Genomic DNA, 23,733 nt, shown 5'->3' with positions numbered 1-23,733 from the left:
CATACTGGAAAGCGGCGGTGATAGCCCGTATCACCGCACTTTTTTCAGGGTTACCGTTGCCAGACGATCTGACTGATTTTCCAGTTTTTCAGAGTATCGTCAGACGGCATCAGACCTTCAGGCCCGTGCCATTCACCGCTGTAAATGTAAGCGATGTGCTGGCTGTTGGGTGCCCGGCACTCAACATCACGGCTATCCAGGCCTGGCACCATTTTGCAGTTATCGAAAGCTTTGCTGAATTTCGCGCTGAACAGGTCACCGATTTTGCTGCCATCGGCACTTTTTGCGCTGCTATCCACGACTTCGATACGCTCCACGCTGCTTTGGCCGTGAATCACCATTTTGACCTTGCCATCATCCAACGCCTGCCAGAACTCCACCACCTGGCCGTTCTGGGTGCGCATGCCCTGGCGCAATTTGTAATCCCCATCCAGGGCTTTATCGATGGCAGTTTGCGTCATCGCGGTGCTGCTGGAAAGGCCTGCTACCCCCTGCTCCGTCACGGTAAGCGAACCACCAAACCAGTTCAGCGGATTCAGCGCTGACCAATGATAACTGAGCGGGTTGTACCAGTGGCTTTCATCAGCCTGGGAAGAGGAACCCGAACTGGCACATCCTGCCAGCACCAGAGCCGTCGCCAGCAGCGCGGGACGAACAACGTTCATGAAAACTCCTTGATCTTCTTTGCCGGTTGGCGTGCCTGTTGGAGTCGCAAAGCGACAAAAAGTTTATTCGTGATGCTGATGTTCGGGCAAAAAACAGTCACGCAGGCGGCGATGGGTTTGCAGCCAATATAACGCCAGCAGGTCAAACAACGTCAGCAACAGCGGAAATGGCGAGTCAGGCATCTCGCCCTGCCACAGATTAACCCCCTGCCACAACAGGTTAATCAGTAGCGACAGACTCAACACCCAGCGCCAGCTTTGCCACACCCGGGGCCAACGCTGGCGATAACCGGTGAGTAATAAACCGATGGCCGACGGAACACCCAGCGCCAGACCGAGCCAGAAACTTTGCCGGTCCGGATAAAACAGCGCCAACAGGTCATTGCCCTGCTGACGTGAAGCGCCAGCCATCACCAGCAGCAGCCAGGTGCGCGCCTGCAATAACAGGATCAACCAGAAAAGAAACGGCAGCCGTAGCTGCCCTTTCGCATCATATTCTTCGGGTGGATATTTCAGCGTGACCACTTAATACTCGCGATCTTCAATCAACCGTTTACCAAACAGCAGCGAGTCCACCGGTTCGTAATCGAGCTTTTCATAGAACGCCACCACCTGGTCGTTCTCTTCACGTACCATCAGATGGATTTTCGGGCAGCCACGCGCAATCAGTTTCTTTTCCAGACGGTTCATCAGCGCATTGGCAAAGCCGCGTCCCTGATAATCCGGGTGGACCGCCAGATAGTATGCGGCACCACGATGACCATCGTAGCCGCCCATCAGCGTCCCCACCACCTCGCCACCGACTTCAGCTATCAGGAAGAGATCCGGGTCATGGTTCATTTTGCGTTCGATGTCCAACTCCGGGTCATTCCACGGGCGCAACAGATCGCAACGCTCCCAGAGCGTGATCACTTCTTCAAAATCTTCCTGGCGGAAAGAACGGATTTCCATCGGCGTTACCCTACAGTTGGCCACAATTCGCTGATTATCACGCATTCTTTGCCAGGTGCAAACCTTGCACCGCTCAGTGGCGGAAAAAAGCGGCAAATTTCCTGTTAGCGACCTGAAATACAAAGTAAAGCCCTGAAATAGTTGTGAGGTCGCACGCGACAGGGTGTTACGCTATAACACTTCGCAGGTTTACCTGTCAGGGATTCATTGATGAAAAAGATTTCACTGCTCAAACGCTTAACCAATCGCCGTCAGCTGCTGCTGTCCGGGCTGGCGCTGGCGGTGCTGTCACCGCGTCTGGTCCAGGCCAAAGAAGAGAGCGCAGATTTACGCATGCTGCCACGCCACAGCAAACCTGCGCCCCCAGCCCGCAGCGGCAAACGTATTGTGATGATCGACCCTGGTCACGGCGGCATCGATTCCGGTGCGGTTGGCGAGCAAGGTTCGGAAGAGAAGCATATCGTGCTGGATATCGCCAACAACGTACGTCAGTTGTTGCAGGATCATCCGAAGGTGGAAGTGCGTCTGACACGCGACACTGACTACTTTATTCCGCTCTATCAGCGCGTTGAAATCGCCCATCAGCACGGTGCAAATCTGTTTATGTCTATTCACGCCGATGGCTACACCAGCCCGGATGCCAATGGCGCGTCAGTATTCGCCTTGTCGAATCGCGGAGCAAGCAGCGCGATGGCGCGTTATATGTCGCAAAAAGAGAACGATGCCGACAAAGTTGGTGGTGCCGAAGTGGCGGCGAAGGATCAGTATCTGAACCAGATTCTGTTCGACCTGGTGCAGACCGACACCATTCGTAACAGCCTGACGCTGGGTAAACATGTGCTGGATCAGATTCGCCCGGTGCATCATCTGCACAGCCAGCACACCGAACAGGCCGCGTTTGCGGTACTGAAGTCGCCATCCATTCCTTCGGTGTTGGTGGAGACCTCGTTTATTACCAACCCGCACGAAGAGCAGTTGCTCGGCACCCCGGCGTTCCGCCGTAAAATCGCCAGCGCAATTGCCGATGGCATCGTCAATTACTTTGATGAGTACGATCGTCGTCAGGCTTAGGTATAATCGCGGCAAATTTCCGGAACGAGTGACTCATGAGCAATCCCGATATTTCCCGCGTTAAAGCCTTTTTGCTGGCGCTCCAGGATGACATTTGCGCCCAACTGGCGGCGGAAGATGGTAAAGCAGACTTCGCAGAAGATAACTGGCAGCGGCCCGGCGGTGGTGGCGGACGCAGCCGCGTACTGCGCAACGGCGCGGTGTTTGAGCAGGCTGGCGTTAACTTCTCCCACGTTCATGGCGACCAGATGCCCGCTTCCGCGACTGCGCATCGTCCGGAGCTGGCTGGCCGCAGTTTCGAAGCGATGGGCGTATCGCTGGTGATCCATCCGGAAAACCCGTATGTACCGACCAGCCACGCCAACGTGCGTTTCTTTATTGCAGAGAAGCCGGGAGCCGATCCGGTGTGGTGGTTTGGTGGCGGTTTCGACCTCACCCCGTATTACGGTTTTGAAGAAGATGCCGTGCACTGGCATCAGACAGCCTTTGAGTTGTGCCAGCCGTTTGGCGAGGACGTCTATCCACGTTTTAAAAAATGGTGCGACGACTATTTCTATATCAAGCATCGTGAGGAACAGCGTGGCATTGGCGGTTTGTTCTTCGACGATCTCAACACCCCCGATTTTGACCACTGCTTCGACTTTACCCAGGCGGTAGGCAACGGTTTTCTGCAAGCCTATCGTCCGATTGTGGCAAAACGCAAAGCGCTGCCGTGGGGCGAGCGCGAGCGCCAGTTCCAGTTATACCGGCGTGGTCGCTATGTCGAGTTCAACCTGGTGTGGGATCGCGGCACCCTGTTTGGTTTGCAAACCGGTGGACGAACCGAATCGATCCTGATGTCGATGCCCCCCCTGGTGCGCTGGGAATATGATTATCAACCGGAAGCGGGAACGCCAGAAGAGGCGTTGTACCGCGATTTCCTGCCGGTGAAGGATTGGTTGAGTATCGCGTCCAGATAATGGCCATTTCGTAGCGGCGCGATTTATCGCGCAGGTTTTGAAACACGCGCGATAAATCGCGCCGCTACGATCTCACAACGGCTCGGTCTGCGCCTCCACCACCGCCAGCGCCACCATATTGACGATGCGTCGCACCGAAGCGATACGTGTTAATACATGTACCGGTTTGCTGATACCCATCAACACCGGGCCAACCGTCACCCCCTCCGAACAGGAGACGCGCAGCAGGTTGTAGCTGATACGCGCCGCTTCAACATTTGGCATAATCAACAGATTGGCAGTGCCTTTTAACGGGCTGTCCGGCATCAATTCCCGGCGGATATTTTCCACCAGCGCCGCATCGCCGTGCATTTCTCCGTCAATCTCCAGTTCCGGCGCACGCTGCTGAATCAATGCCAGCGCTTCACGCATTTTGCGCGCGCCCGGCGCATTCGAGGTGCCAAAGCTGGAGTGCGACAGCAGCGCCACACGCGGTTCGATACCAAAGCGTCGCACCGTCTCCGCCGCCATCAAGGTAATATCTGCCAGTTGTTCTGGTGTCGGATCTTCGTTGACGTAGGTGTCGGTAATAAAGGTGTTGCCGCTCGGCAGCAATAGCGCGTTCATCGCCCCGGCGACGCGTACATCAGGACGGAAGCCAAACACCTTCTCAATCACTTCGTAATGTTCATGATAATCACCAACGGTGCCGCAAATCATCGCATCGGCTTCACCACGATGGACCATGATCGCCCCAATCAGGGTGGGATTGCCTATCACCGCACGCTGTGCCATCTCCGGCGTAACGCCACGCCGTTTCATAATCTGGTAATACTCGCTCCAGTAGGCTTTAAAACGCGGGTCGGATTCGTTGTTCACTACCTCAAAATCTTTTCCGGCTTCGATTTTCAGTCCCTGCTTTTGCAGGCGCATGGCGATTACGTTAGGACGACCGATCAGAATGGGTTTCGCCAGTCCGAGCGTCACCAGTTCCTGAGTGGCATGCAGCACCCGCACTTCTTCTCCTTCCGCCAGCACCACCCGTTTCGGCTCTTTGCGTGCCTGCGAGAAAATCGGTTTCATAAACAGGTTGGTTTTATAGACAAACTCGGTGAGTTTCTCGCGATAGGCATCGAAGTCCTCAATCGGTCGCGTGGCGACGCCAGATTTCATCGCGGCTTGCGCCACCGCAGGCGCAATCTGCACAATCAGACGCGGATCAAAAGGTTTCGGAATCAGATATTCCGGGCCAAAACTCAGATCCTGATCATCATAGGCCGACGCCACCACATCGCTTTGCTCCGCCTGCGCCAGCGCCGCAATGGCGTGCACCGCCGCCAGTTTCATCTCTTCGTTGATCGCGGTAGCCCCCACATCCAGAGCGCCACGGAAGATAAACGGGAAACACAGCACGTTATTGACCTGATTAGGGAAATCCGAACGTCCGGTGCAGATGATGGCATCAGGCCGCACCGCCTTGGCTAAGGGCGGCATGATTTCAGGTTCCGGGTTTGCCAGCGCCAGAATCAGGGGATCTTTTGCCATCTGCCTGACCATTTCCGGCGTCAGCACCTGCGGCCCGGAGCAGCCAAGAAAAATATCCGCGCCAGCAATCACCTCCTCCAGCGTGCGTTTACCGTTGTCCTCAATGGCATACCGCGCTTTGGTTTCTGCCATCTCGGCATCACGACCACGCCAAATCACGCCTTTGGAATCGCAGGCCACGATGTTGTGACGCTGCATCCCCAGCGCTACCAGCAGGTTCAGACAGGCGATGGCTGAAGCGCCCGCTCCCGAGACCACCAGCCGCACATCGGAGATGGCTTTTTTCACAATCTGCAATCCGTTCAGCACCGCAGCGGTACAGATAATGGCGGTGCCGTGCTGATCGTCGTGGAACACCGGGATTTTCATACGTTCGCGCAGCTTCTGCTCGATGTAGAAGCACTCCGGCGCTTTGATATCTTCAAGGTTAATGCCGCCAAAAGTCGGTTCCAGCGCGGCAATCACCTCAATCAGTTTATCCGGGTCGTGTTCGTCGATTTCGATATCGAACACGTCTATACCGGCAAACTTCTTAAACAACACGCCCTTGCCCTCCATCACCGGCTTCCCCGCCAGCGCGCCGATATTGCCGAGGCCAAGCACCGCAGTGCCGTTAGAGATCACCGCCACCAGGTTGCCGCGTGCGGTGTATTTATGTGCCGCCAGAGGGTCCACGGCAATTTCAAGGCACGGGGCTGCCACGCCGGGTGAATAGGCCAGGGCCAAATCACGCTGCGTCGCCAGCGGCTTGGTGGGTGACACCTGAATTTTTCCGGGGGTGGGATACTGGTGAAAATCGAGAGCGCTTTGCTTCAGTTGATCGTCCATTGGGCATCCTGTTGCGCGGAGAAAGAGCGTTCAGTATAGAAATCAACCGCCCAAAAGAGGGTGAAGGCGCTCAAAGAATACGCGGTTTACAAGGGCACAGATTGCCACAGCCAGATCAACGCCCCGGTCACAGACTGCTATGCTTAGTGGTGGTAAAACGCGCAGCTGTCATCTCAGGCTGGCCCCTAATCACAAGCGCGCGCAGTGGGCGCCCCAGCGTCACAATCAGAGAAAACGCATTTTCTTCACCTGACGTCTGTAGCAATGTGTTGGACCGGTACTCACCTGGAAATGGCGTAATAAGGCCAAAGCTGCCTGAGGTTTTCTATTTGCCATAATGATTGCTAATCAAGGAGTTAAGCGATGAACCAGCTCGATGCATTAAAACAGTTCACCACCGTGGTGGCGGACAGTGGCGATATTGAATCCATTCGCCAATACCACCCGGAAGACGCCACGACCAACCCCTCATTAATCCTCAAAGCCGCCGGACTTGACGCCTACAAACACCTGATTGATGACGCCATCGACTACGCAAAAAAACAGGGCGGCAGTAAAGAAACGCAGATCATCAACGCCAGCGACAAAGTGGCGATCAACCTCGGTATGGAAATTCTGAAAAGCGTACCAGGCCGTGTCTCGACCGAAGTGGATGCGCGCCTCTCTTTCGATCGGGGCATGTGTGTTACCAAAGCCGAAAAACTGGTGCGGTTGTACGAAGAGAACGGCATTGACCGTTCGCGTATCCTGATCAAACTGGCATCAACCTGGGAAGGCATCCGCGCTGCCGAGGAGCTGGAGAAAAACGGCATCCATTGCAACCTGACGCTGCTGTTCTCCTTCGCTCAGGCCCGTGCCTGCGCCGAAGCGGGTGTGTTCCTGATCTCCCCGTTCGTTGGTCGTATTTATGACTGGTACAACAGCCGTAAACCGCTCGACCCGTATGTAGCAGATGAAGATCCGGGCGTGAAGTCCGTGCGTCGCATCTACGATTATTACAAAAAGCATCGCTACAACACCGTCATCATGGGTGCCAGCTTCCGTAAAGTGGAGCAGATTCTGGCGCTGGCGGGTTGTGACCGACTGACCATCTCGCCAAATCTGCTGGAAGAACTGGCCAACAGCGATGCGCCAGTGGAACGTAAGCTGGAACCGTCAACCGAAGGCTTCCATCAGCCTGCGCCGCTGTCTGAAGCGGAGTTCCGCTGGGAACATAATCAGGATCCGATGGCGGTAGAAAAACTGTCCGATGGGATCCGTCAGTTTGCCATTGACCAGCAAAAACTGGAGGACGTGCTGGCTGCTCGCCTCTGACCGACCATCACCTCATGCCGGACGGGCGTCTTGCCCGTCCTTATTGCCAAATCACAAGGGAGAACCCTATGTCTTCACGCAGAGAGTTGGCTAATGCGATTCGTGCCCTGAGCATGGACGCCGTACAAAAAGCAAATTCCGGCCATCCGGGAGCCCCGATGGGCATGGCGGATATCGCCGAAGTGCTGTGGCGCGATTTTCTCAAACATAACCCGACCAACCCGCACTGGCCCGATCGCGACCGTTTCATTCTCTCCAACGGCCATGCCTCTATGCTGCTTTACAGCCTGCTGCATCTCACCGGTTATGACCTGCCGATGGAGGAATTGAAAAACTTCCGTCAACTGCATTCGAAAACGCCGGGACACCCGGAGCTGGGTTATACCGCAGGGGTAGAAACCACCACCGGACCACTCGGTCAGGGGCTGGCGAATGCCGTGGGGATGGCGATTTCCGAACGCACGCTGGCGGCACAATTTAACCAGCCGGGGCATGAGATCGTCGACCATTACACCTACGTGTTTATGGGTGACGGCTGCCTGATGGAAGGGATCTCTCACGAAGCCTGCTCGCTGGCGGGTACCCTTGGACTTGGCAAGCTGATCGGTTTTTACGATCACAACGGCATTTCCATCGACGGTGAAACCGAAGGCTGGTTTACCGACGATACCCACAAACGCTTTGAAGCCTACAACTGGCATGTGATTGGCGACATTGACGGCCATGATCCGACCGCCGTCAGCAACGCCATCAAAGAGGCGCAGGGCGTCACCGACAAACCCTCGCTGATTATCTGTCGCACCATCATTGGCTTTGGCTCGCCCAATAAGGCCGGTAAAGAGGAGTCGCACGGTGCCGCGCTCGGCGAAGCGGAAGTGGCGCTGGCGCGCAAACAACTGGGCTGGAACTCTCCGGCGTTTGAGATCCCAAAAGAGATTTATCAGCAGTGGGATGCCAAAGAAGCCGGGGCCGCGCGCGAAAAAGCGTGGGACGAAAAACTGGCGGCCTATACAACAGCGCATCCCGAACTGGCGAAAGAGTTCACACGTCGCCTGAGCGGTGAGTTACCCGCTAACTGGCAAAGCGAGGTTCAGGCGTTTGTTGAACAACTTCAAGCAAATCCACAGAAAATTGCCAGCCGTAAAGCATCGCAAAATACCCTCGAAGTGTTTGGCAAGCTGTTACCGGAATTCCTTGGGGGATCTGCCGATCTGGCCCCCAGCAATCTCACTATCTGGTCCGGTTCTAAATCGATCAAAGAGGATATTGCCGGTAACTATATTCATTACGGAGTGCGCGAGTTTGGTATGACGGCGATCGGCAACGGTATTGCCAATCACGGCGGCTTTTTGCCTTATACCGCCACCTTCCTGATGTTTGTCGAATACGCACGCAACGCGGTGCGCATGGCGGCATTGATGAAGGCGCGTCAGGTGCTGGTCTACACCCACGACTCGATTGGTTTGGGAGAAGATGGCCCGACGCATCAGCCGGTGGAACAACTCGCCAGCCTGCGCGTCACGCCGAATATGAGCGTGTGGCGTCCGTGCGACCAGGTAGAAACGGCGGTGGCGTGGAAGGCGGCGGTGGAACGTCAGCACGGCCCAACCGCGCTGATTCTGTCGCGTCAGAATTTACTGCAACCGGAACGCAACCCTGCGCAGGTTGCAGATATCGCGCGGGGTGGTTATGTATTGCAGGATTGCGAAGGCACGCCGGAAGCGATCATCATCGCCACCGGTTCGGAAATCGAAATCGCTCTTGGTGCAGCGGATAAACTGATGGCGGATGGTCATCGTATCCGCGTGGTATCCCTGCCCTGCACCGACGTGTTCGATAAACAAGATGCGGCTTATCGTGAATCGGTGCTGCCTTCTGGCGTTAAGGCACGCGTGGCGGTGGAAGCCGGGATTACCGATTACTGGTTCAAGTATGTTGGCCTTGACGGATCCATCGTCGGCATGACCACCTTTGGTGAGTCGGCACCAGCCGGTAAACTGTTCCCGGAATTTGGCTTTACCGTGGAAAATATCGTCAGCCATACCGAAGCCTTACTCAAGCCGCACTAATTGACCCGGCCCCCGCTGTGGGGCCGTTTTTGATCACAGCCTGAAACAGAAAAAAATCTTACTTGACCTCTTTCCGCCCCTCGCAAACTGATTACTATAAGACGTTCCTTTAATTAGCCTAGCGGACGCTTTCCCGTTGAAAAAACGTACACCCTTTTTACTGAGCTTACTGGTTTCGCTGCTTCCGTTAAAAAGCATGGCGCAGGCGTCTCCAGACCCCCTGCTCGCTTCGCAGATCGTTGATCGTTACGCTGAACATATCTTTTACGGCAGCGGTGCCGTTGGCATGGCACTGGTGGCGATTGATGGCAACCAGCGTGTTTTCGCCAGCTTCGGCGAAACCAGCCCCGGCAACAACACCCGGCCACAGCAAGACTCGGTGATTCGTATTGCCTCGCTCAGCAAGTTGATGACCAGCGAAGTGATGGTGAAAATGGCGGAGCGTGGTCAGATTCGCCTCGACGATCCTTTAAGCAAATACGCACCAGCGGGCGTGCGTGTGCCAAACTTCAACGGCCAACCGATTCGCCTGATTAATCTTTCGACCCATACCAGTGGTCTGCCGCGTGAGCAGCCCGGTGGCAAACCGCATCGTCCGGTGTTTGTCTGGCCAACCCGAAGTGATCGCTGGCAGTGGCTGTCGCGTGCTGCGCTGAAAGCGGCACCAGGTACTAATGCAGCCTACTCCAACCTCGGTTATGACCTGCTGGGCGATGCGCTGGCGAAAGCAAGCGGTCAACCCTATCCAGCCCTGTTCCAGCAGTTGATCACCCGTCCACTGGGGATGAAGGACACCACCTATACCCCCTCGCCAGATCAATGCAAGCGTCTGATGATTGCTGAAAAAGGTGCCAGTCCGTGTAACAACACCCTCGCAGCGATTGGCAGCGGCGGCGTCTATTCAACGCCGGACGATATGGGGCGTTGGATGCAACAGTTCCTCAACTCCGCCGTCAACAAGCGCACGCCGCAAATCGATCGTCTGCAAACGCTGATTTATCGTCGTGACCAGTTGAATAAAGTGGAAGGGATGGATGTCCCCGGACGTGCCGATGCGCTGGGTATGGGCTGGGTCTATATGGGGCCGAAAAACGGTCGCCCAGGCATTATTCAGAAAACCGGTGGCGCGGGTGGGTTCATAACCTATATGGCAATGATACCGCAGCAAAATGTCGGGGTGTTTGTGGTGGTGACGCGCTCGCCGCTAACCCGCTTTACGCCGATGAGCGATGGAGTCAATGATCTGCTGGCCGAACTGGTGGGTAACCAGAATGGCTCACCGATGATGGTACAGGCAATCCGTTAACGCGATTGCGGTGCCGTCTCCGACTGGCTGACCCACAAGGTTGGCCAGTCATCGCTGCTGTGCCAGGCATCACAGGTCTTCTCTTCCGCATACTCCGCCAGCACAAATTCATTGCCATCAAACTGCCAGCGCGTAGCGATGCCACAATCCCCCAGGCCACGCCCCTTGCTAAAGGTATAAAGGAAGCCGCTGCTGGCATCGTATTCGGCATTCACCAGCTCCAGTTGATTATCACTGCGTGACGCGGGTGTGAAGGGTAAGGTCAGCGTCAGACCGCGCGCCACATAGGGTTGACTACGTGTCACTTCAAAGGCCAGATCAATCACGTTATACGCCCCGGTTTCACAGCTCACCAGCAGCAACGCTTTATCGTCGGTGAGCGGCGCGACGCTTACTTCACGCCGCATCGGATCGAGTGAACAACTGTCGGTATTGATGCGCCAGGTACCATAGTCGATCAACCCACTGGCTTCGTCATGGGTGAGTGGCGCAGGCTGCGGCAAAGGCGCAGGCAACCGGGGTAACGCTGGCTGCGGCGGTACATCCCATACCACACGATCGCCGCGCTTTACCCAGGCACTCAAACCGTTCACCCTGCCCTGCACCTCATCCATCAGCAGCAACGCCGCTTTCATCCCGTGCAATGAAACGGCTGCTTTGGCCTGCCAGGTGAGCTGGAGGGTATCCGCGTCCAGCGTTTGTGCCAGAAACTCATCAATGGCGATGGGATTGCTGGTAGCGAGATGATGCGGTTCCACGCTCCAGTGTTTGAGATCGGGTTTCAACAGACGCTGATCGAGCAACAGATTGTCCTGTAAGGACGCACCGGGAAGTTCACCAGTGTAAGCGCTGCCATAATCAATGCGCAGCAAAGGACGATCATCGACACCCGCATGCCGGGAGAGGGTCATGACCAGGCCATTATCACCAGGAAAACTGCGCGCTACGCAAAAAGCCGCATTGTTGCAGGTCAGCTGCCAGTCAGAAAATGACTTTTGCAGTGGATCCGCCTGCACTCCCGCAGCAAACAGAAAAAGCAATAAAAGCAGCGATTTCATCCAATACGACATTAAGAAAACCGATCCCCAAAATCTTAGAGAGAAGATGATAGCGCAGTGGCAGCGCTGACACCGGGCCTAATCTGTGAGCTGGCCCTAAAAGCGGTACTAACTGCCGAAAAAGACGTCGCCTGGGAGCGATCTGTGCGGGTGGTGCGAGGGGTCATCATCCTTGTCCAACGCCGTGCGCTCAATCGGATTTGTCGCACAATGCGTCAGCCAGCCCGGCACACGGTCAGGGATTATGAGAGAGATTGTCTGGAGTAGAGAAAGCGTCACATTATCGCCATGTTGGAGCATGTTAATTTTAACGCTGGCAAAGTGCCAATTCAGTGCGAAGTCATCAAGGAAGAGGATGAATTATGCTTAGTACTTACAATTCCACACGTTCCACAATACAGCCTTCACCCGTCAATGAAATCATTACTACAACGCCAGCTATCATTAATCAAATCTCCACCATCAACGAAAAAAATACCGTTCCCTATAGTCAGCAACCGCTGGAGTCACTAATTTCACCGTCATTGTCTCCCGCTTCGACTTCGTTTGGCATACATGTCACCCCGTCATCCTCCAGTCCAGCATGCTTTACTCTCCAGCCAAGAATAAAAGGTTTATCAAATATAAATGGTAAGCAGCATATAGAGCGATTGTTTAAACTTAATACTTTCACCGACTCCATTTTTCGACTTACCACTGAAATGGCTGGTTCAACTAACCCTCTGGTAATACAATACAAAGATTGCCTGTTAAATTTCAAAGCCGAAAACGACAACATTATAAAAAGCATAAATAAAAAAGCAAAGGAAACCTACAAAATAAATAAAGCAACATTAAAGAAGCTAAGTAAAACCATTAACAACAAGAGCATTGGGGAGTTTATTCAAAAAATATTGGCCATCCATCAGGCAAAGACAAGTAAGGTATTTGCAAGATACTTCAGCCAAATCGATATGTTCATGACAGTTTATGAAAAAGAAAAAAACAACACAGAAAAAATCAAATCATTATGGCGGGCCATCATTGATGAAGGAGATAATCCCCTTAGAGATTTTTTGGTGGGATTTAACTTATGGGATTACTTCCGCGACAATGTAAACCATATGTTGGAGGCTAACGACGATGACAACTTTCCTGACTTCATAGCACGTCAATACCAGTTGTATGATGAATTAAAGACCCTATGTGCTCCTTCAACACCTTCCCAGGAAGAAAACAATCTATATCGCCATCAATTTTGCGATCTGCATCTCAATGATAAAAGTGTTGCCGCAGCAATAGAATCAATGCAGGAAAATAAGGGCTTAACCTTCGTGTTAAGTTGTACGGATCATGGCAAACAGTTATTAGAACAGCTCAATAATTATAAGGTATTGTTAGCTCAGGACACCAGAACAAAAAGAGAAAAACAAATAGAAGCTGAACTGGCAACAATAGCTCCGGAACGTGCAACGTCGAAAAAAACCAGCTTACTAAAAGCGCTATTTAACTCCATACCAATTTGCATTAATTTACTGGATAGTACTGATGATCTGAGGAGTGAACTACGCGCATCCAGAAATTGGGGGCTGGATATATCAGCATCTGTTGATTCAGGTCTGAAATCAATTTATGACACTGCCTATTCCGGAGTGAGAAAATCACTTACGACGTTACTTAAAAATGAAAAAATCCTTAATGAAGTTGTCAGTGCAATAGGCATAACACCGGAAGTAAAAGCTGTTACTCCTCAATTCATGACGGAGGAATTATCGGTATCAGAAGCGTTATGTGTTGCTAATACATTGTATAACAACCGCGTCATTGCAGATAATATGGGTAATCTTACTCAATTATATCACGTAATGAGAGAAAAATTCCTCCATCCCGATATGATTCAGGAACTCACCTTTAATCAGTTAGATCACGAAGGTCACGTAGTTATTAAGGCATTACTGCTGGCTGCTCTACAGAACTGTATTGCTGATCCTGAAATGGACTGGATGGCACAGTGGCATATATTACTGGGATTCGCCGATAAAAAACATGCTGAGAATACCGATGCGACCGAGCAAACGGTAATGATGCACGACAATCATAAAATCAGGCATTTTGTTAAACTTGATCATTTCGATACCATTTTAGAGTACGTTTCAAATAGAATAAACAAAGAAAAATTAAGGTGGAAATTTAAACAAAGCATTAAACTTGACCTAAAAATCATCAAGCTGATAAATCAAAATATCACAACCGAAGATTTGCAGCTAATATCTTCTGATATGATAAACTATTTACTTTGTGACGGATGTTTTTCTGATGCCGATTTAAGACCTTTCACTTTTCGCACCAAACTTGCCAGCCTGCTAAAAGTGGCACCACAAAAGTTCCTCAGTGATATGGCAGAAATAAATTATACACCGTCATATCATTTCAGACATCACGCTCATCAGACAGATAACCTCTTTACCGCAAAGCAAATCAGTAACGTTGATCATTTAGTGGTTATTATTCAGTACCTCCAGGAGGTGGTAGCTGAAACGACAACGACACTTGAACACCTTGAAAGCGTGGAGTATATCGTAAGGTTTGCTGACCTTAACGGATTCAGTGACGCCGAGCAGAACACGTTGAAAGAAGAATTTATTAAACAAAAGAACAGATTAAATCAGCAACCTTATAATATTGAGTTGAAAGAGAAACTCAAAGAGTTAGCCAAGACAATTTTGGAAAATGTGGAGTTGAATAGTTTAATCGAAGAAGATAATGACGAACCGCTTAACGAAATCATTCCTCTCCTGGATAATTATTTTTCATCCTACCAGGCTAAAGACATTAATAAATTTTATGCCAAGATGCAGGAAATGGGTCTTCCGCTGAACAGTGACAGTCAGGAAAAAACAACCCAATTCCTGAGCGAAATGCTAAATGATGGTAAAGAGCATCCAAATTATCATTCCGAAGTGATATCCGCTATTGTTCACGAATTATTTTCTTCCCTTCCCTTGTCAGACCCAGCAGCTACTTCACAAAGTGTACAAGTGGCTACGCCGTTTAATACCCTGTCAACACAGTTACTGGCACAGATGGACATCATTTTGAACGATGAAATAAAAAAATCGATTGATTTTTTTAACCCGGAACACGATCAGGCTGCATTTAACTTACTGGCCTTATGTCAAATTATTGACAACCCCGATGCTATCGAAAAAGCGTTGAAGGAGTACATTTCCAAACCTAACGAAAAAAATACTCATACCAGGAAACTCCGCTTAACACCCGATCAATTTAAACTGTTAAAACATGGATTATATAACTTGTTCAAGTCAGGTAGTAGCGACTACGCTTCAGATATAGAAAAGCTATTCGATAAAATGAAAGAATTAGCAAAAGAAAGCAGCGAAAGATATGCTATCTACATTTACGATCTCTATATGAAATTTAAAAAAGTATTTAGTGACAAAGAAGGTAAAACCCCGAGCCAATTATTTTTTGAAATCCAGGAACTTGATCAGGAAAAAGGTATCCCTTCACTTATCAAAATGGAACCTGATGTCATTAAACGCACTACCGCCAGACTATCGAAAGAAACCTTTATCTTAGGCGACATGAATGCTGCCAGTCATGCTGATTTCCTCCATGCATTAAACCGCAGGCATCAGCTTTCCCCCTCGCTCTATTTTAAATTCTTCAGGCTTAAACCCTGGCTTTCATTCGTATCCAAAATACGTGACGATGAAATTGAATGTAACCAAAAAAGAATAGAGGCCCTCAACTTTTCGCTGAATGCGAGCACAATAAATGCGGCGATTCAAGCAGGAGTTCTCTTAACGGAACACGAACGCCAGAGGGCACTCTATCGAGAAAAATGTGAAAGGGAAGATGCCATAAGAGATCAACGTCAGATTGAATACAGAAATGACCGAGACCTATGGAACCAACAGATGACGCTCGAGTCGAATATATTCCTTCAACATGTGATGGATTTCTCCAGGGAGTTTATGTTTTGGTGGCAGCCAAGATATATTGTTTACAAAACCATAGTACGTGACGGGCATAAATCGATAATTATATTTTCCAATGATGAGTTTTTCCAAAGTGAACATAGCCATGAATATGATATTGGTCTGACAATGATACGTACCAAGAATGTCGATATATTGGATGATAAAAAGAGACCAGATCAGAATAAGATTTTAAAAACCATTAAGAAAACCAACCCCGATTTTAAATTTGTAAATACACAAAGGATACGCACTGAAGTCAACCATAACATCAGAGTAAATATTGTTAAAAATGGAGAAGTTGAATCAAAACATGTCGCGACTCTCACACAAACACATACTTTAAGTACTGAAATCGTTATAAACACGATAACTGCTGACTTTATGCATGCGATTCCCAGCGTTTATCCTACATCTAATAATGACAAACTCTCTTATCATGAATTCTTTTTTCAGCCGGATACCCTTCGTGATATCCATCCAGTTGTAGCGGAGAGTGTATATAAAGAAAAGCAGACCTTTCTGCCGCCATATGTTGCTGACCCTAAGCCCTCAACCAGCGCCGCCGCCACAGCCATGATACCTGCCGCCAATACTGCCAGATCATGCAACCCCATCGACAATCAACTTAGAGAGATGGTTAGCCCTTTTACCCGCTTTCGTCCTGAGAACGTCTCTTTACCTGAACCCTTTCTCAGCTCATTGCAAGAGCGAACGTTGGAGCATCTCGCCCTTACCATCGGGAGAGATATCGTGACAATAAATAATAAAAATGAAGTGACCTACTACTACTCAGGCGGAAATATCGTTTCATATAATCTAAAACTGGAGATTTCTGCTAATGATGCGAAACGGGGAAATTATGCCGCAGCGTTACCCGATAAAATCATAGAAGACGTTCACAAAAGAGAGGTCATATTACTGAAAGTAGACGGCCAGAAATATAACGGCATACAGGTTCAGTCGACCGATGCTGGCTTCGTATCGAGTATGATACCTAACCAACCTGATTACCGTGATTCCGTCATTAATAGTACGTTGCATAAACTGGTCGAACCTGTCAGACCTTTAGTTGAGGAAATGTTTCCGGCTGTAATGAATGCGGCCTATGTCACCACACATGGCACAGTTCCTGATGGAAACATAACTACTTACCCATTAGTCAGAAAATTTCTGGAACAGTTAAACCACACAGCTGAACAGGAGAGTGAAGAGGATAATCAGCCGGGAACCTCCGGTTCTGGCAGCCATTAAACTCCAACGGCGCGATAAATCGCGCCGTTACGCTTTATGCCTGGCGTCAGCATCAGGCGTGCAGCCATCCTGCAAGTTGCGCATGTTGCAGTAACATAATCGTTTTACCGTCACGGATACGACCATTTTTCATCATCGCCAGCGCTTCAGGAAACGCCAGTTCGAGCACGGTAATTTCTTCGTCTTCAACACCGCCGCCTTTGTTCGCGCGTTGAGCTTCGCTGTATTCAGCAGCGAAGAAGTGCAGAATCTCGGTAACGCCCCCTGGTGACATATAGGCTTCCCAGAGTTTTTCCACTTTACCCACCTGATAACCGGTTTCCTCAATCGCTTCCTTACGGATGCAGTCTTCAGGCGTATCGTCGTCCAGCAGGCCCGCGCAGGCCTCAATCAGTTCGCCACTCTCATTACCGTTCAGGTAGGTGGCAATACGGAATTGGCGCGTCAGCACCACGCTATTTTTTTCACGGTTGTAGAGCAGGATGGTTGCGCCGTTGCCACGGTCGTAGACTTCACGTTTGTGACGCAGCACTTCACCATTGTTGCGGGTAAGTTCGTAGGTAAAGTTGCGCAGCACAAACCAGTTTTCTGACAGCAACTTGTCTTTGATGATATTGATCTTTAACGGCATGACCACTCCACTGCAAATTTTGAGGGAGCCTGAAAGAGTAAAACGTTATGGCGGGGAAAACTATCTGAATTGTTTGTCACAGAGAACAAAAGAGCGCAATAAATTGCGCCGCTACGCACCTTTGTCGTAGCGGCGCGGTTTACCGCGCTGTAAACATCAAAATCCGTTCTTTTCCTCTTTCATATCTGGCAGGTGATGCGCAATCCCTTTATGGCAGTCGATACAGGTTTTGCCTTCCTCCACCGCTTTGGTGTGCATCTTCGCCGCGACCGTCTTCTGCGCGGTAAAATCCATATATTCAAAGTTATGGCAGTTACGGCAGGCTTGCGAATTGTTGTTCTTCATCCTGCGCCATTCGTTTTGCGCCAGTTCAAGCCGCTTTTCCTCAAACTTTTCTGGCGTGTCGACAATGCCGAACACCTTGGCATACACCTCTTTGCTGGCCTGTAACTTACGCCACATTTTTGGCCCCCACTCGTGTGGCACATGGCAATCCGGGCAGGTCGCACGCACGCCGCTGCGGTTGTTGTAGTGCACCGTCTGCATATATTCCTGATAGACGTTGTTACGCATTTCATGGCAACCGATACAGAATTGCTCGCGGTTGGTCATCTCCAGGCCGGTATTAAATCCGCCCCAGAAAATGATGCCTCCGGCGAAACCAATCAGCAGCAACGTGCCAAGCGCCAGGCGGCTGGGACGACGCCACCAGCGCCAGATGCGGAGAATCATCTGCTTCATTGACCAAAGCCCTCAGCCGGACGGAAGGTGTTTTCCACCACCGGTTTGGCATCGGTCTGCGGCACATGGCATTGCAGACAAAAATAGCGGCGCGGTGAAACCGTACTGCTGACCAGGCCATCACGATCGGTAAAGTGCGTTGGACTAACGCGGGGCGCACCGGTGGTGAGGTAACTTTGCGTACCGTGGCATTGCAGGCAGCGGTTAACGTTTTTCGTCACCTGGTAGCCATCAACGCTATGCGGGATCACCGGTGGTTGATTGACATAGTTCAGCGGCTTGCGGCTCTGCTCTTTGGGCTGATGGATCGTGCCCTGCTGCGTGGCCGTCACCTCCGGTGACTGTTGCAAGTCCACGCCGTTATCGGCCCAGACCGCGCCGCCCAATGTCAGGGCAGCCAATGTAAGAAGTGTGATAAGAGGTTTCATTGCATCCTGCCTTAAATTTTCACCAGCTTAACGGCGCATTTTTTATAATCGGTCTGTTTCGAAAGCGGGTCGGTGGCATCCAGCGTGACGTTGTTGACCAGCACCCCGGCATCGAAGAACGGTGAAAACACCAACCCCTGCGGTGGCTGATTACGGCCACGCGTTTCGACGGTGGCCATCGCTTCACCCCGGCGGGAAACCACGCGCACTTTCTCGCCCCGACGCAGACCACGCGCTTTGGCATCCAGCGGATGGATATACAGCAACGCCTGCGGCACCGCGCGATGCAGCTCCGGCACACGGCGCGTCATGGTGCCGGTATGCCAGTGTTCCAGCACGCGGCCGGTACAGAACCACAGATCGTATTCCGCATCCGGTGATTCAGCAGGCGGCTCGTACGGCAGGGCAAAAATGGTCGCTTTGCCGTCTGGTTTGCCGTAGAAGCGCACGCCCTCGCCTGCTTTGACGTAGCTGTCATGACCTTCGCGATAACGCCAGCGCGTCTCTTTGCCGTCAACCACCGGCCAGCGCAAACCACGCGCCTGATGATAAGTGTCAAACGGTGCCAAATCGTGGCCGTGACCACGACCAAAACTGGCGTACTCTTCGAACAATCCTTTTTGCAGATAGAAGCCGAAAGCACGGGCATCATCGTTCAGTTGGTCGTCGGCGACCTCACTCAGCGGGAATTGGTTAACCTGGCCATTGGCAAACAACACGTCGTAGAGGGTTTTGTCACGTAGCTCCGGCTGTTGGGCGATCAATGCCTCCGGCCACACTTCCGCCACGCGGAATCGCTTCGAAAAGTTCACCAGTTGCCACAGATCGGATTTGGCGTCCCCAGGCGCTTTGACTTGCTGATGCCAAAACTGGGTGCGGCGTTCAGCATTGCCATAGGCACCCTCTTTTTCCACCCACATGGCGGTGGGCAGAATCAGGTCGGCTGAGAGCGCGCTGACGGTCGGATAGGGATCCGACACCACCACAAAGTTGCGCTCATCGCGCCAACCCGGCATACGTTCCTGCGTCAGGTTCGGTCCGGCCTGCATATTGTTGTTGCACATCGACCAGTAGGCATTGATTTTGCCGTCTTTCAGCGCGCGGTCCTGCGCCACTGCGTGGTAGCCCGGTTTGGCCGGGATGGTGCCGGACGGCAACTTCCACAGTTTTTCTGCCAGCGCGCGGTGCTTGTCGTTAGTCACCACCATATCGGCAGGCAAACGATGGGAAAACGTCCCCACTTCACGCGCCGTACCACAGGCTGAGGGTTGCCCGGTCAGAGAGAAGGGGCCGGTACCAGGGCGTGAAATTTTGCCGGTCAGCAAGTGCAGGTTGTAGACCAGATTATTGGCCCACACGCCACGCGTATGTTGGTTGAAACCCATCGTCCAGTACGACACCACCTTGATGTTGGGATCGGCATACAACTCGGCCAGTTTCACCAGTTGATCTTGCTCGACACCGCTCATGGCACTGGCTTTTTCCAGCGTATACTCCGCGACAAACTTCGCGTACTCGTCGAAACTAATTGGTGTCGAGGCATCGCTGTCCGGATTTTTCGCCTTCGCCTGACGCGGGTCGGTCGGACGCAAACCATAACCGATGTCAGTCGTACCCTGACGCAGCGTGACGTGGTTTTCCAGGAAGGTTTTATCCACCTTGCCGTTCTGAATGATGTAGTTGGCGATAAAGTTGAGGATCACCAGATCGGTCTGAGGCACGAACACCATGCCGTTATCCGCCAGCTCAAAGCTGCGATGGCGATAGGTCGACAGCACGGCAACCTTGACGTTTTCATTGCTGAGACGACGCGCCGTGAGACGAGACCAGAGAATCGGATGCATCTCAGCCATGTTCGATCCCCACAACACAAAAGCATCAGCCTGCTCGATATCGTCATAGCAGCCCATCGGTTCATCCATGCCAAAGGTACGCATAAACCCAACCACCGCCGACGCCATGCAGTGACGCGCATTGGGATCGAGGTTATTGCTACGGAAACCGGCTTTCATCAGCTTGGAGGCCGCGTAACCTTCCCACAAGGTCCACTGGCCAGAACCGAACATACCAATGGATTCCGGTCCGTTGGCCTTAAGCGCAGCCTTAAACTTCTCCTCCATGATGTCGAACGCCTGTTCCCAGCTAATCGGCGTGAATGTGCCATTTTTGTCGAAACGCCCTTCGGTCATCCGCAATAGCGGCTGGGTCAGACGGTCCTTGCCGTACATAATTTTGGGCAGAAAATAGCCTTTAATGCAGTTCAGGCCACGGTTCACCTCCGCCTGCGGATCGCCCTGTGAAGCAACCACACGACCATCCTGAGTGCCCACCAGCACGCCGCAGCCCGTTCCGCAAAAGCGACAGGGCGCTTTTTCCCAACGAATCGGTGCCGCCAACGCCGTGGCGGCTTTGGTAACGGTAGGGATGACTAATCCCGCAGCGGTTGCAGCTGCCGCCGCCGCATTGGCTTTCATAAAATCACGACGACTCAGTTGCATGAGGTTTCCTTGGCAAGTTCTTCAAATTCGTCCTGCTGGTGATACACCAGCGATACCGCCAACACGCCTGGGATATTGCGCGTGGCTTCAATGTTGCTAAGCAGCGTGGCGCTATCGGACGCGCCCAACGTAACTGCCAGGGTGCCGCGTGCGGCGTCTTGAGCGGCGATGTCGCTGTCGGCCCAGGTCAGCAGCTCCTGCGTGACCGCAGCACAAGCCGCCGGTCGCGCCTGAATCACCAGGCCACAGACGTGCCAACTGTTATTCGGGTTCATGATGTAATCCTGTGGCTGAAACCGGGCAAGGCGCGATGCACGCACCACAACCGGTGCAATGTTGCGGCGTGGTTTCGGGTTGTGCGATACCGTTGGCAGTAAGGCGAAAAACGATGGCCTGCTGCTCACAACTTTCCTGACAACTGCGACAATTCACCCCCTGAAAGGTGATGCAATCACGGCTGATGCGGATACGTTGCTGCCACGGCTGCTGCTCGCGCGGATAAAACAGCGCCTGTGGGCAGGCATCGGCGCAGGCGGCACAGAAGGTACATTCACCTCGTTGAAAATCGATCTGCGGTACCGCACCGGGCGCAAGCTGTACAATCTGCGTTTCGCAGGCGGTTACGCAGTTGCCACAACCGTCACACCCGGTCTGATGGCGCCACCACGGCAATGCAATTGCCCCCATGACAGCTTTACGCTGCCCGGTGAAGAATTGGCGTCGTGACAGCCCCATCGGTACACCTTAATTCGGGTTAGAAAATTAGGGCTTAAAATAACCTGACACAATGGAGGGCTATATCACCCGAAAGGAGTAATTCCCGGAGTGGGATCAAGGGGGGAGCAGATGGTGATCAGACGGGTCCAGGTGCCAGCAAAAACGCGGCATTACGGTGGCAAAAACAAAAAAGGCCGTCGGAGAGACGGCCTTCTGATAACACATCATGCGCGTTTAGCGTGAAGAATCTTCCGCCAGGATACGCGGTGCGTCATCCGACTCATCGACATGATGATCATGCTCTTTCATCGCTTCTTCGTGTACGCGCTTACGCACACCAAACCAGCCCAGCACCAACACCACCGCAATCAGCGGGATGGAGGCAATGGTGTAGGTGCCATTCGGGTAGTCAAACGCCATCAACACCAGCACGCTGACCAGGAACAGCAGCGTCAACCAGGAGGTGACCGGTGCCCACGGCAGCTTAAAGCTGACATCTTCCGCTTTGCCTTCTTTGATGGCTTTGCGCAGACGCATCTGGCATACCACGATAAAGCCCCACGAAGAGATGATACCCAGCGATGCCACGTTCAGGACGATCTCAAATACCTGAGAGGGTACGTAGTAGTTCAGCACCACGCCCACCACATAGACAGCAATGGTCACCAGGATACCGGCAAACGGCACCTGCTGGTTGCTCATCTTCGACATAAACTTCGGTGCAGAACCGCCCATCGACATCGAACGCAGAATACGACCGGTGGAGTACAGACCGGAGTTCAGGCTGGACAACGCCGCACTCAGCACCACGATATTCATGACGCTGCCGATATAAGGCACGCCCAGTTTGGAGAAGAAGGTCACGAACGGACTCTGCCCGGCCTGATAAGCATTCCACGGCAACAGCAGCACCAACAGCACCACCGAACCCACGTAGAACAGGCCGATACGCCAAATCACGCTGTTGATCGCTTTTGGCAGCATGGTTTTCGGGTCTTTACACTCCCCCGCCGCCGTGCCTACCAGCTCGATCGAGGCGAAGGCAAACACCACCCCTTGCACCAGCACCAGCGCAGGCAGCAGACCATGTGGGAACAGGCCGCCGTTATCGGTTATCAGGTGGAAACCGGTGGCATTGCCGTCCAGCGGCTTACCGCTGCCGAGGAACACCACACCAACCACCAGAAACACCACGATGGCCAGCACCTTAATCAGCGCAAACCAGAACTCCATCTCGGCGAACCACTTCACGCCGATCATGTTCATGGTGCCAACAATCGCCAGCGCACCAAGGGCAAACACCCACTGGGGAACATCACCAAACGCGCCCCAGTAATGCATATACAGCGCAACGGCCGTGATATCGACGATACCGGTCATCGCCCAGTTAACAAAGTACATCCAGCCCGCCACATATGACGCTTTTTCACCAAGAAATTCACGCGCATAGGAAACAAAGCTGCCGCTGGAAGGACGATGTAAAACCAGTTCGCCCAACGCACGCAGAATGAAGAAAGAGAAGATACCGCACACCAGATACACCAGTGCCAGAGCCGGACCTGCCATCTGTAAGCGCGCGCCTGCGCCTAAAAATAGCCCCGTACCAATAGCACCGCCGATGGCGATCATTTGAACCTGACGATTACCCATAGCTTTGTGGTAACCGGTGTCGTGGGAATTCAGCCAGCGTCGTTTCGCAGCGCGTTGTTCGGCCGCGGTTTTTTTAGTAGGTTTCATAG

General features: G+C 52.2%; 18 protein-coding genes. 6 read left to right on the top strand and 12 right to left on the bottom strand.

Annotated elements, in window-relative coordinates:
• Nucleotides 1-50: 50 nt before the first annotated feature.
• The 3 genes from CTZ24_RS14225 to CTZ24_RS14215 form a co-directional block, all read right to left on the bottom strand.
• A complete protein-coding gene (locus CTZ24_RS14225) occupies nucleotides 51-665 on the bottom strand; it encodes an RpoE-regulated lipoprotein (RefSeq protein WP_208723860.1) in 615 nt (204 codons plus the stop codon).
• A 63-nt stretch (nucleotides 666-728) separates the two neighbouring features.
• Nucleotides 729-1,190: a DUF2919 domain-containing protein gene (locus tag CTZ24_RS14220; RefSeq protein ID WP_021184274.1), complete on the bottom strand. Its 462-nt coding sequence runs from the start codon at nucleotides 1,188-1,190 to the stop codon at nucleotides 729-731.
• The gene (locus tag CTZ24_RS14215) at nucleotides 1,191-1,616 is read right to left on the bottom strand and encodes a GNAT family acetyltransferase (RefSeq protein ID WP_021184275.1); all 426 of its coding nucleotides are present in this window, start codon (nucleotides 1,614-1,616) and stop codon (nucleotides 1,191-1,193) included. It abuts the gene before it with no gap.
• Between the two features lie 210 nt (nucleotides 1,617-1,826).
• Between CTZ24_RS14215 and amiA the strand changes: the two genes are divergently transcribed.
• Nucleotides 1,827-2,687, top strand: coding sequence for an N-acetylmuramoyl-L-alanine amidase AmiA (amiA, locus tag CTZ24_RS14210; protein ID WP_021184276.1), 861 nt, complete (start codon nucleotides 1,827-1,829; stop codon nucleotides 2,685-2,687).
• A 35-nt stretch (nucleotides 2,688-2,722) separates the two neighbouring features.
• A complete protein-coding gene (gene hemF / locus CTZ24_RS14205) occupies nucleotides 2,723-3,646 on the top strand; it encodes an oxygen-dependent coproporphyrinogen oxidase (protein ID WP_208723859.1) in 924 nt (307 codons plus the stop codon).
• 72 nt (nucleotides 3,647-3,718) lie between these two features.
• On the opposite strand, the gene maeB is transcribed toward hemF, so the two are convergent.
• Entirely contained in the window at nucleotides 3,719-5,998 is a 2,280-nt protein-coding gene (gene maeB / locus CTZ24_RS14200; RefSeq protein ID WP_208723858.1) for an NADP-dependent malic enzyme, read from the bottom strand.
• A gap of 363 nt (nucleotides 5,999-6,361) precedes the next feature.
• Here maeB and tal point away from each other — a divergent pair, with 363 nt between their 5' ends.
• The 3 genes from tal (at nucleotide 6,362) to ampH (ending at nucleotide 10,687) form a co-directional block, all read left to right on the top strand.
• Complete coding sequence (gene tal / locus CTZ24_RS14195) at nucleotides 6,362-7,312, top strand: transaldolase (RefSeq protein ID WP_208723857.1); 951 nt, start codon at nucleotides 6,362-6,364, stop codon at nucleotides 7,310-7,312.
• A 68-nt stretch (nucleotides 7,313-7,380) separates the two neighbouring features.
• Entirely contained in the window at nucleotides 7,381-9,381 is a 2,001-nt protein-coding gene (gene tkt / locus CTZ24_RS14190; RefSeq protein ID WP_208723856.1) for a transketolase, read from the top strand.
• A gap of 136 nt (nucleotides 9,382-9,517) precedes the next feature.
• Nucleotides 9,518-10,687, top strand: a complete 1,170-nt coding sequence (gene ampH, locus CTZ24_RS14185; protein WP_208723855.1) for a D-alanyl-D-alanine-carboxypeptidase/endopeptidase AmpH — start codon at nucleotides 9,518-9,520, stop codon at nucleotides 10,685-10,687.
• Here the strand turns inward: ampH and CTZ24_RS14180 are convergent.
• Nucleotides 10,684-11,757 (bottom strand): DUF1176 domain-containing protein, encoded by a 1,074-nt coding sequence (locus CTZ24_RS14180; RefSeq protein WP_208723854.1) that lies wholly within the window; start codon nucleotides 11,755-11,757, stop codon nucleotides 10,684-10,686. The genes ampH and CTZ24_RS14180 overlap by 4 nt on opposite strands.
• 350 nt (nucleotides 11,758-12,107) lie before the next feature.
• On the opposite strand from CTZ24_RS14180, the gene CTZ24_RS14175 reads away from it, so the two are divergent.
• A complete protein-coding gene (locus CTZ24_RS14175) occupies nucleotides 12,108-16,979 on the top strand; it encodes a hypothetical protein (RefSeq protein WP_208723853.1) in 4,872 nt (1,623 codons plus the stop codon).
• A gap of 52 nt (nucleotides 16,980-17,031) precedes the next feature.
• On the opposite strand, the gene nudK is transcribed toward CTZ24_RS14175, so the two are convergent.
• The 7 genes from nudK to ansP all read right to left on the bottom strand — a co-directional run bounded on the left by nudK (nucleotide 17,032) and on the right by ansP (nucleotide 23,731).
• Nucleotides 17,032-17,610, bottom strand: coding sequence for a GDP-mannose pyrophosphatase NudK (nudK, locus tag CTZ24_RS14170; RefSeq protein ID WP_208723852.1), 579 nt, complete (start codon nucleotides 17,608-17,610; stop codon nucleotides 17,032-17,034).
• Between the two features lie 156 nt (nucleotides 17,611-17,766).
• Complete coding sequence (gene napC, locus CTZ24_RS14165; RefSeq protein WP_208723851.1) at nucleotides 17,767-18,351, bottom strand: cytochrome c-type protein NapC; 585 nt, start codon at nucleotides 18,349-18,351, stop codon at nucleotides 17,767-17,769.
• A complete protein-coding gene (gene napB / locus CTZ24_RS14160; protein WP_021184286.1) occupies nucleotides 18,348-18,779 on the bottom strand; it encodes a nitrate reductase cytochrome c-type subunit in 432 nt (143 codons plus the stop codon). The genes napC and napB overlap by 4 nt, the downstream gene beginning before the upstream one ends.
• A gap of 11 nt (nucleotides 18,780-18,790) precedes the next feature.
• Nucleotides 18,791-21,277 (bottom strand): nitrate reductase catalytic subunit NapA, encoded by a 2,487-nt coding sequence (gene napA / locus CTZ24_RS14155; protein ID WP_208723850.1) that lies wholly within the window; start codon nucleotides 21,275-21,277, stop codon nucleotides 18,791-18,793.
• On the bottom strand, nucleotides 21,268-21,552 hold the full coding sequence (locus CTZ24_RS14150) for a chaperone NapD (protein WP_021184288.1): 285 nt from the start codon (nucleotides 21,550-21,552) through the stop codon (nucleotides 21,268-21,270). Before CTZ24_RS14150 ends, napA begins: the two co-directional genes overlap by 10 nt.
• Complete coding sequence (gene napF, locus CTZ24_RS14145) at nucleotides 21,539-22,012, bottom strand: ferredoxin-type protein NapF (RefSeq protein WP_208723849.1); 474 nt, start codon at nucleotides 22,010-22,012, stop codon at nucleotides 21,539-21,541. Before napF ends, CTZ24_RS14150 begins: the two co-directional genes overlap by 14 nt.
• 216 nt (nucleotides 22,013-22,228) lie before the next feature.
• Nucleotides 22,229-23,731 carry an L-asparagine permease gene (gene ansP / locus CTZ24_RS14140; RefSeq protein WP_021184291.1) on the bottom strand — a complete coding sequence of 501 codons (1,503 nt, stop codon included), beginning with the start codon at nucleotides 23,729-23,731 and terminating at the stop codon, nucleotides 22,229-22,231.
• Nucleotides 23,732-23,733 lie beyond the last annotated feature (2 nt).

Origin of the sequence: Pantoea phytobeneficialis, assembly GCF_009728735.1 — a bacterium.
In the GTDB taxonomy this organism is placed as follows: Bacteria; Pseudomonadota; Gammaproteobacteria; order Enterobacterales; family Enterobacteriaceae; genus Pantoea; species Pantoea phytobeneficialis.
Note: the sequence above shows the minus strand (reverse complement) of the source record. Positions and strands in the feature narration are given on the sequence as shown.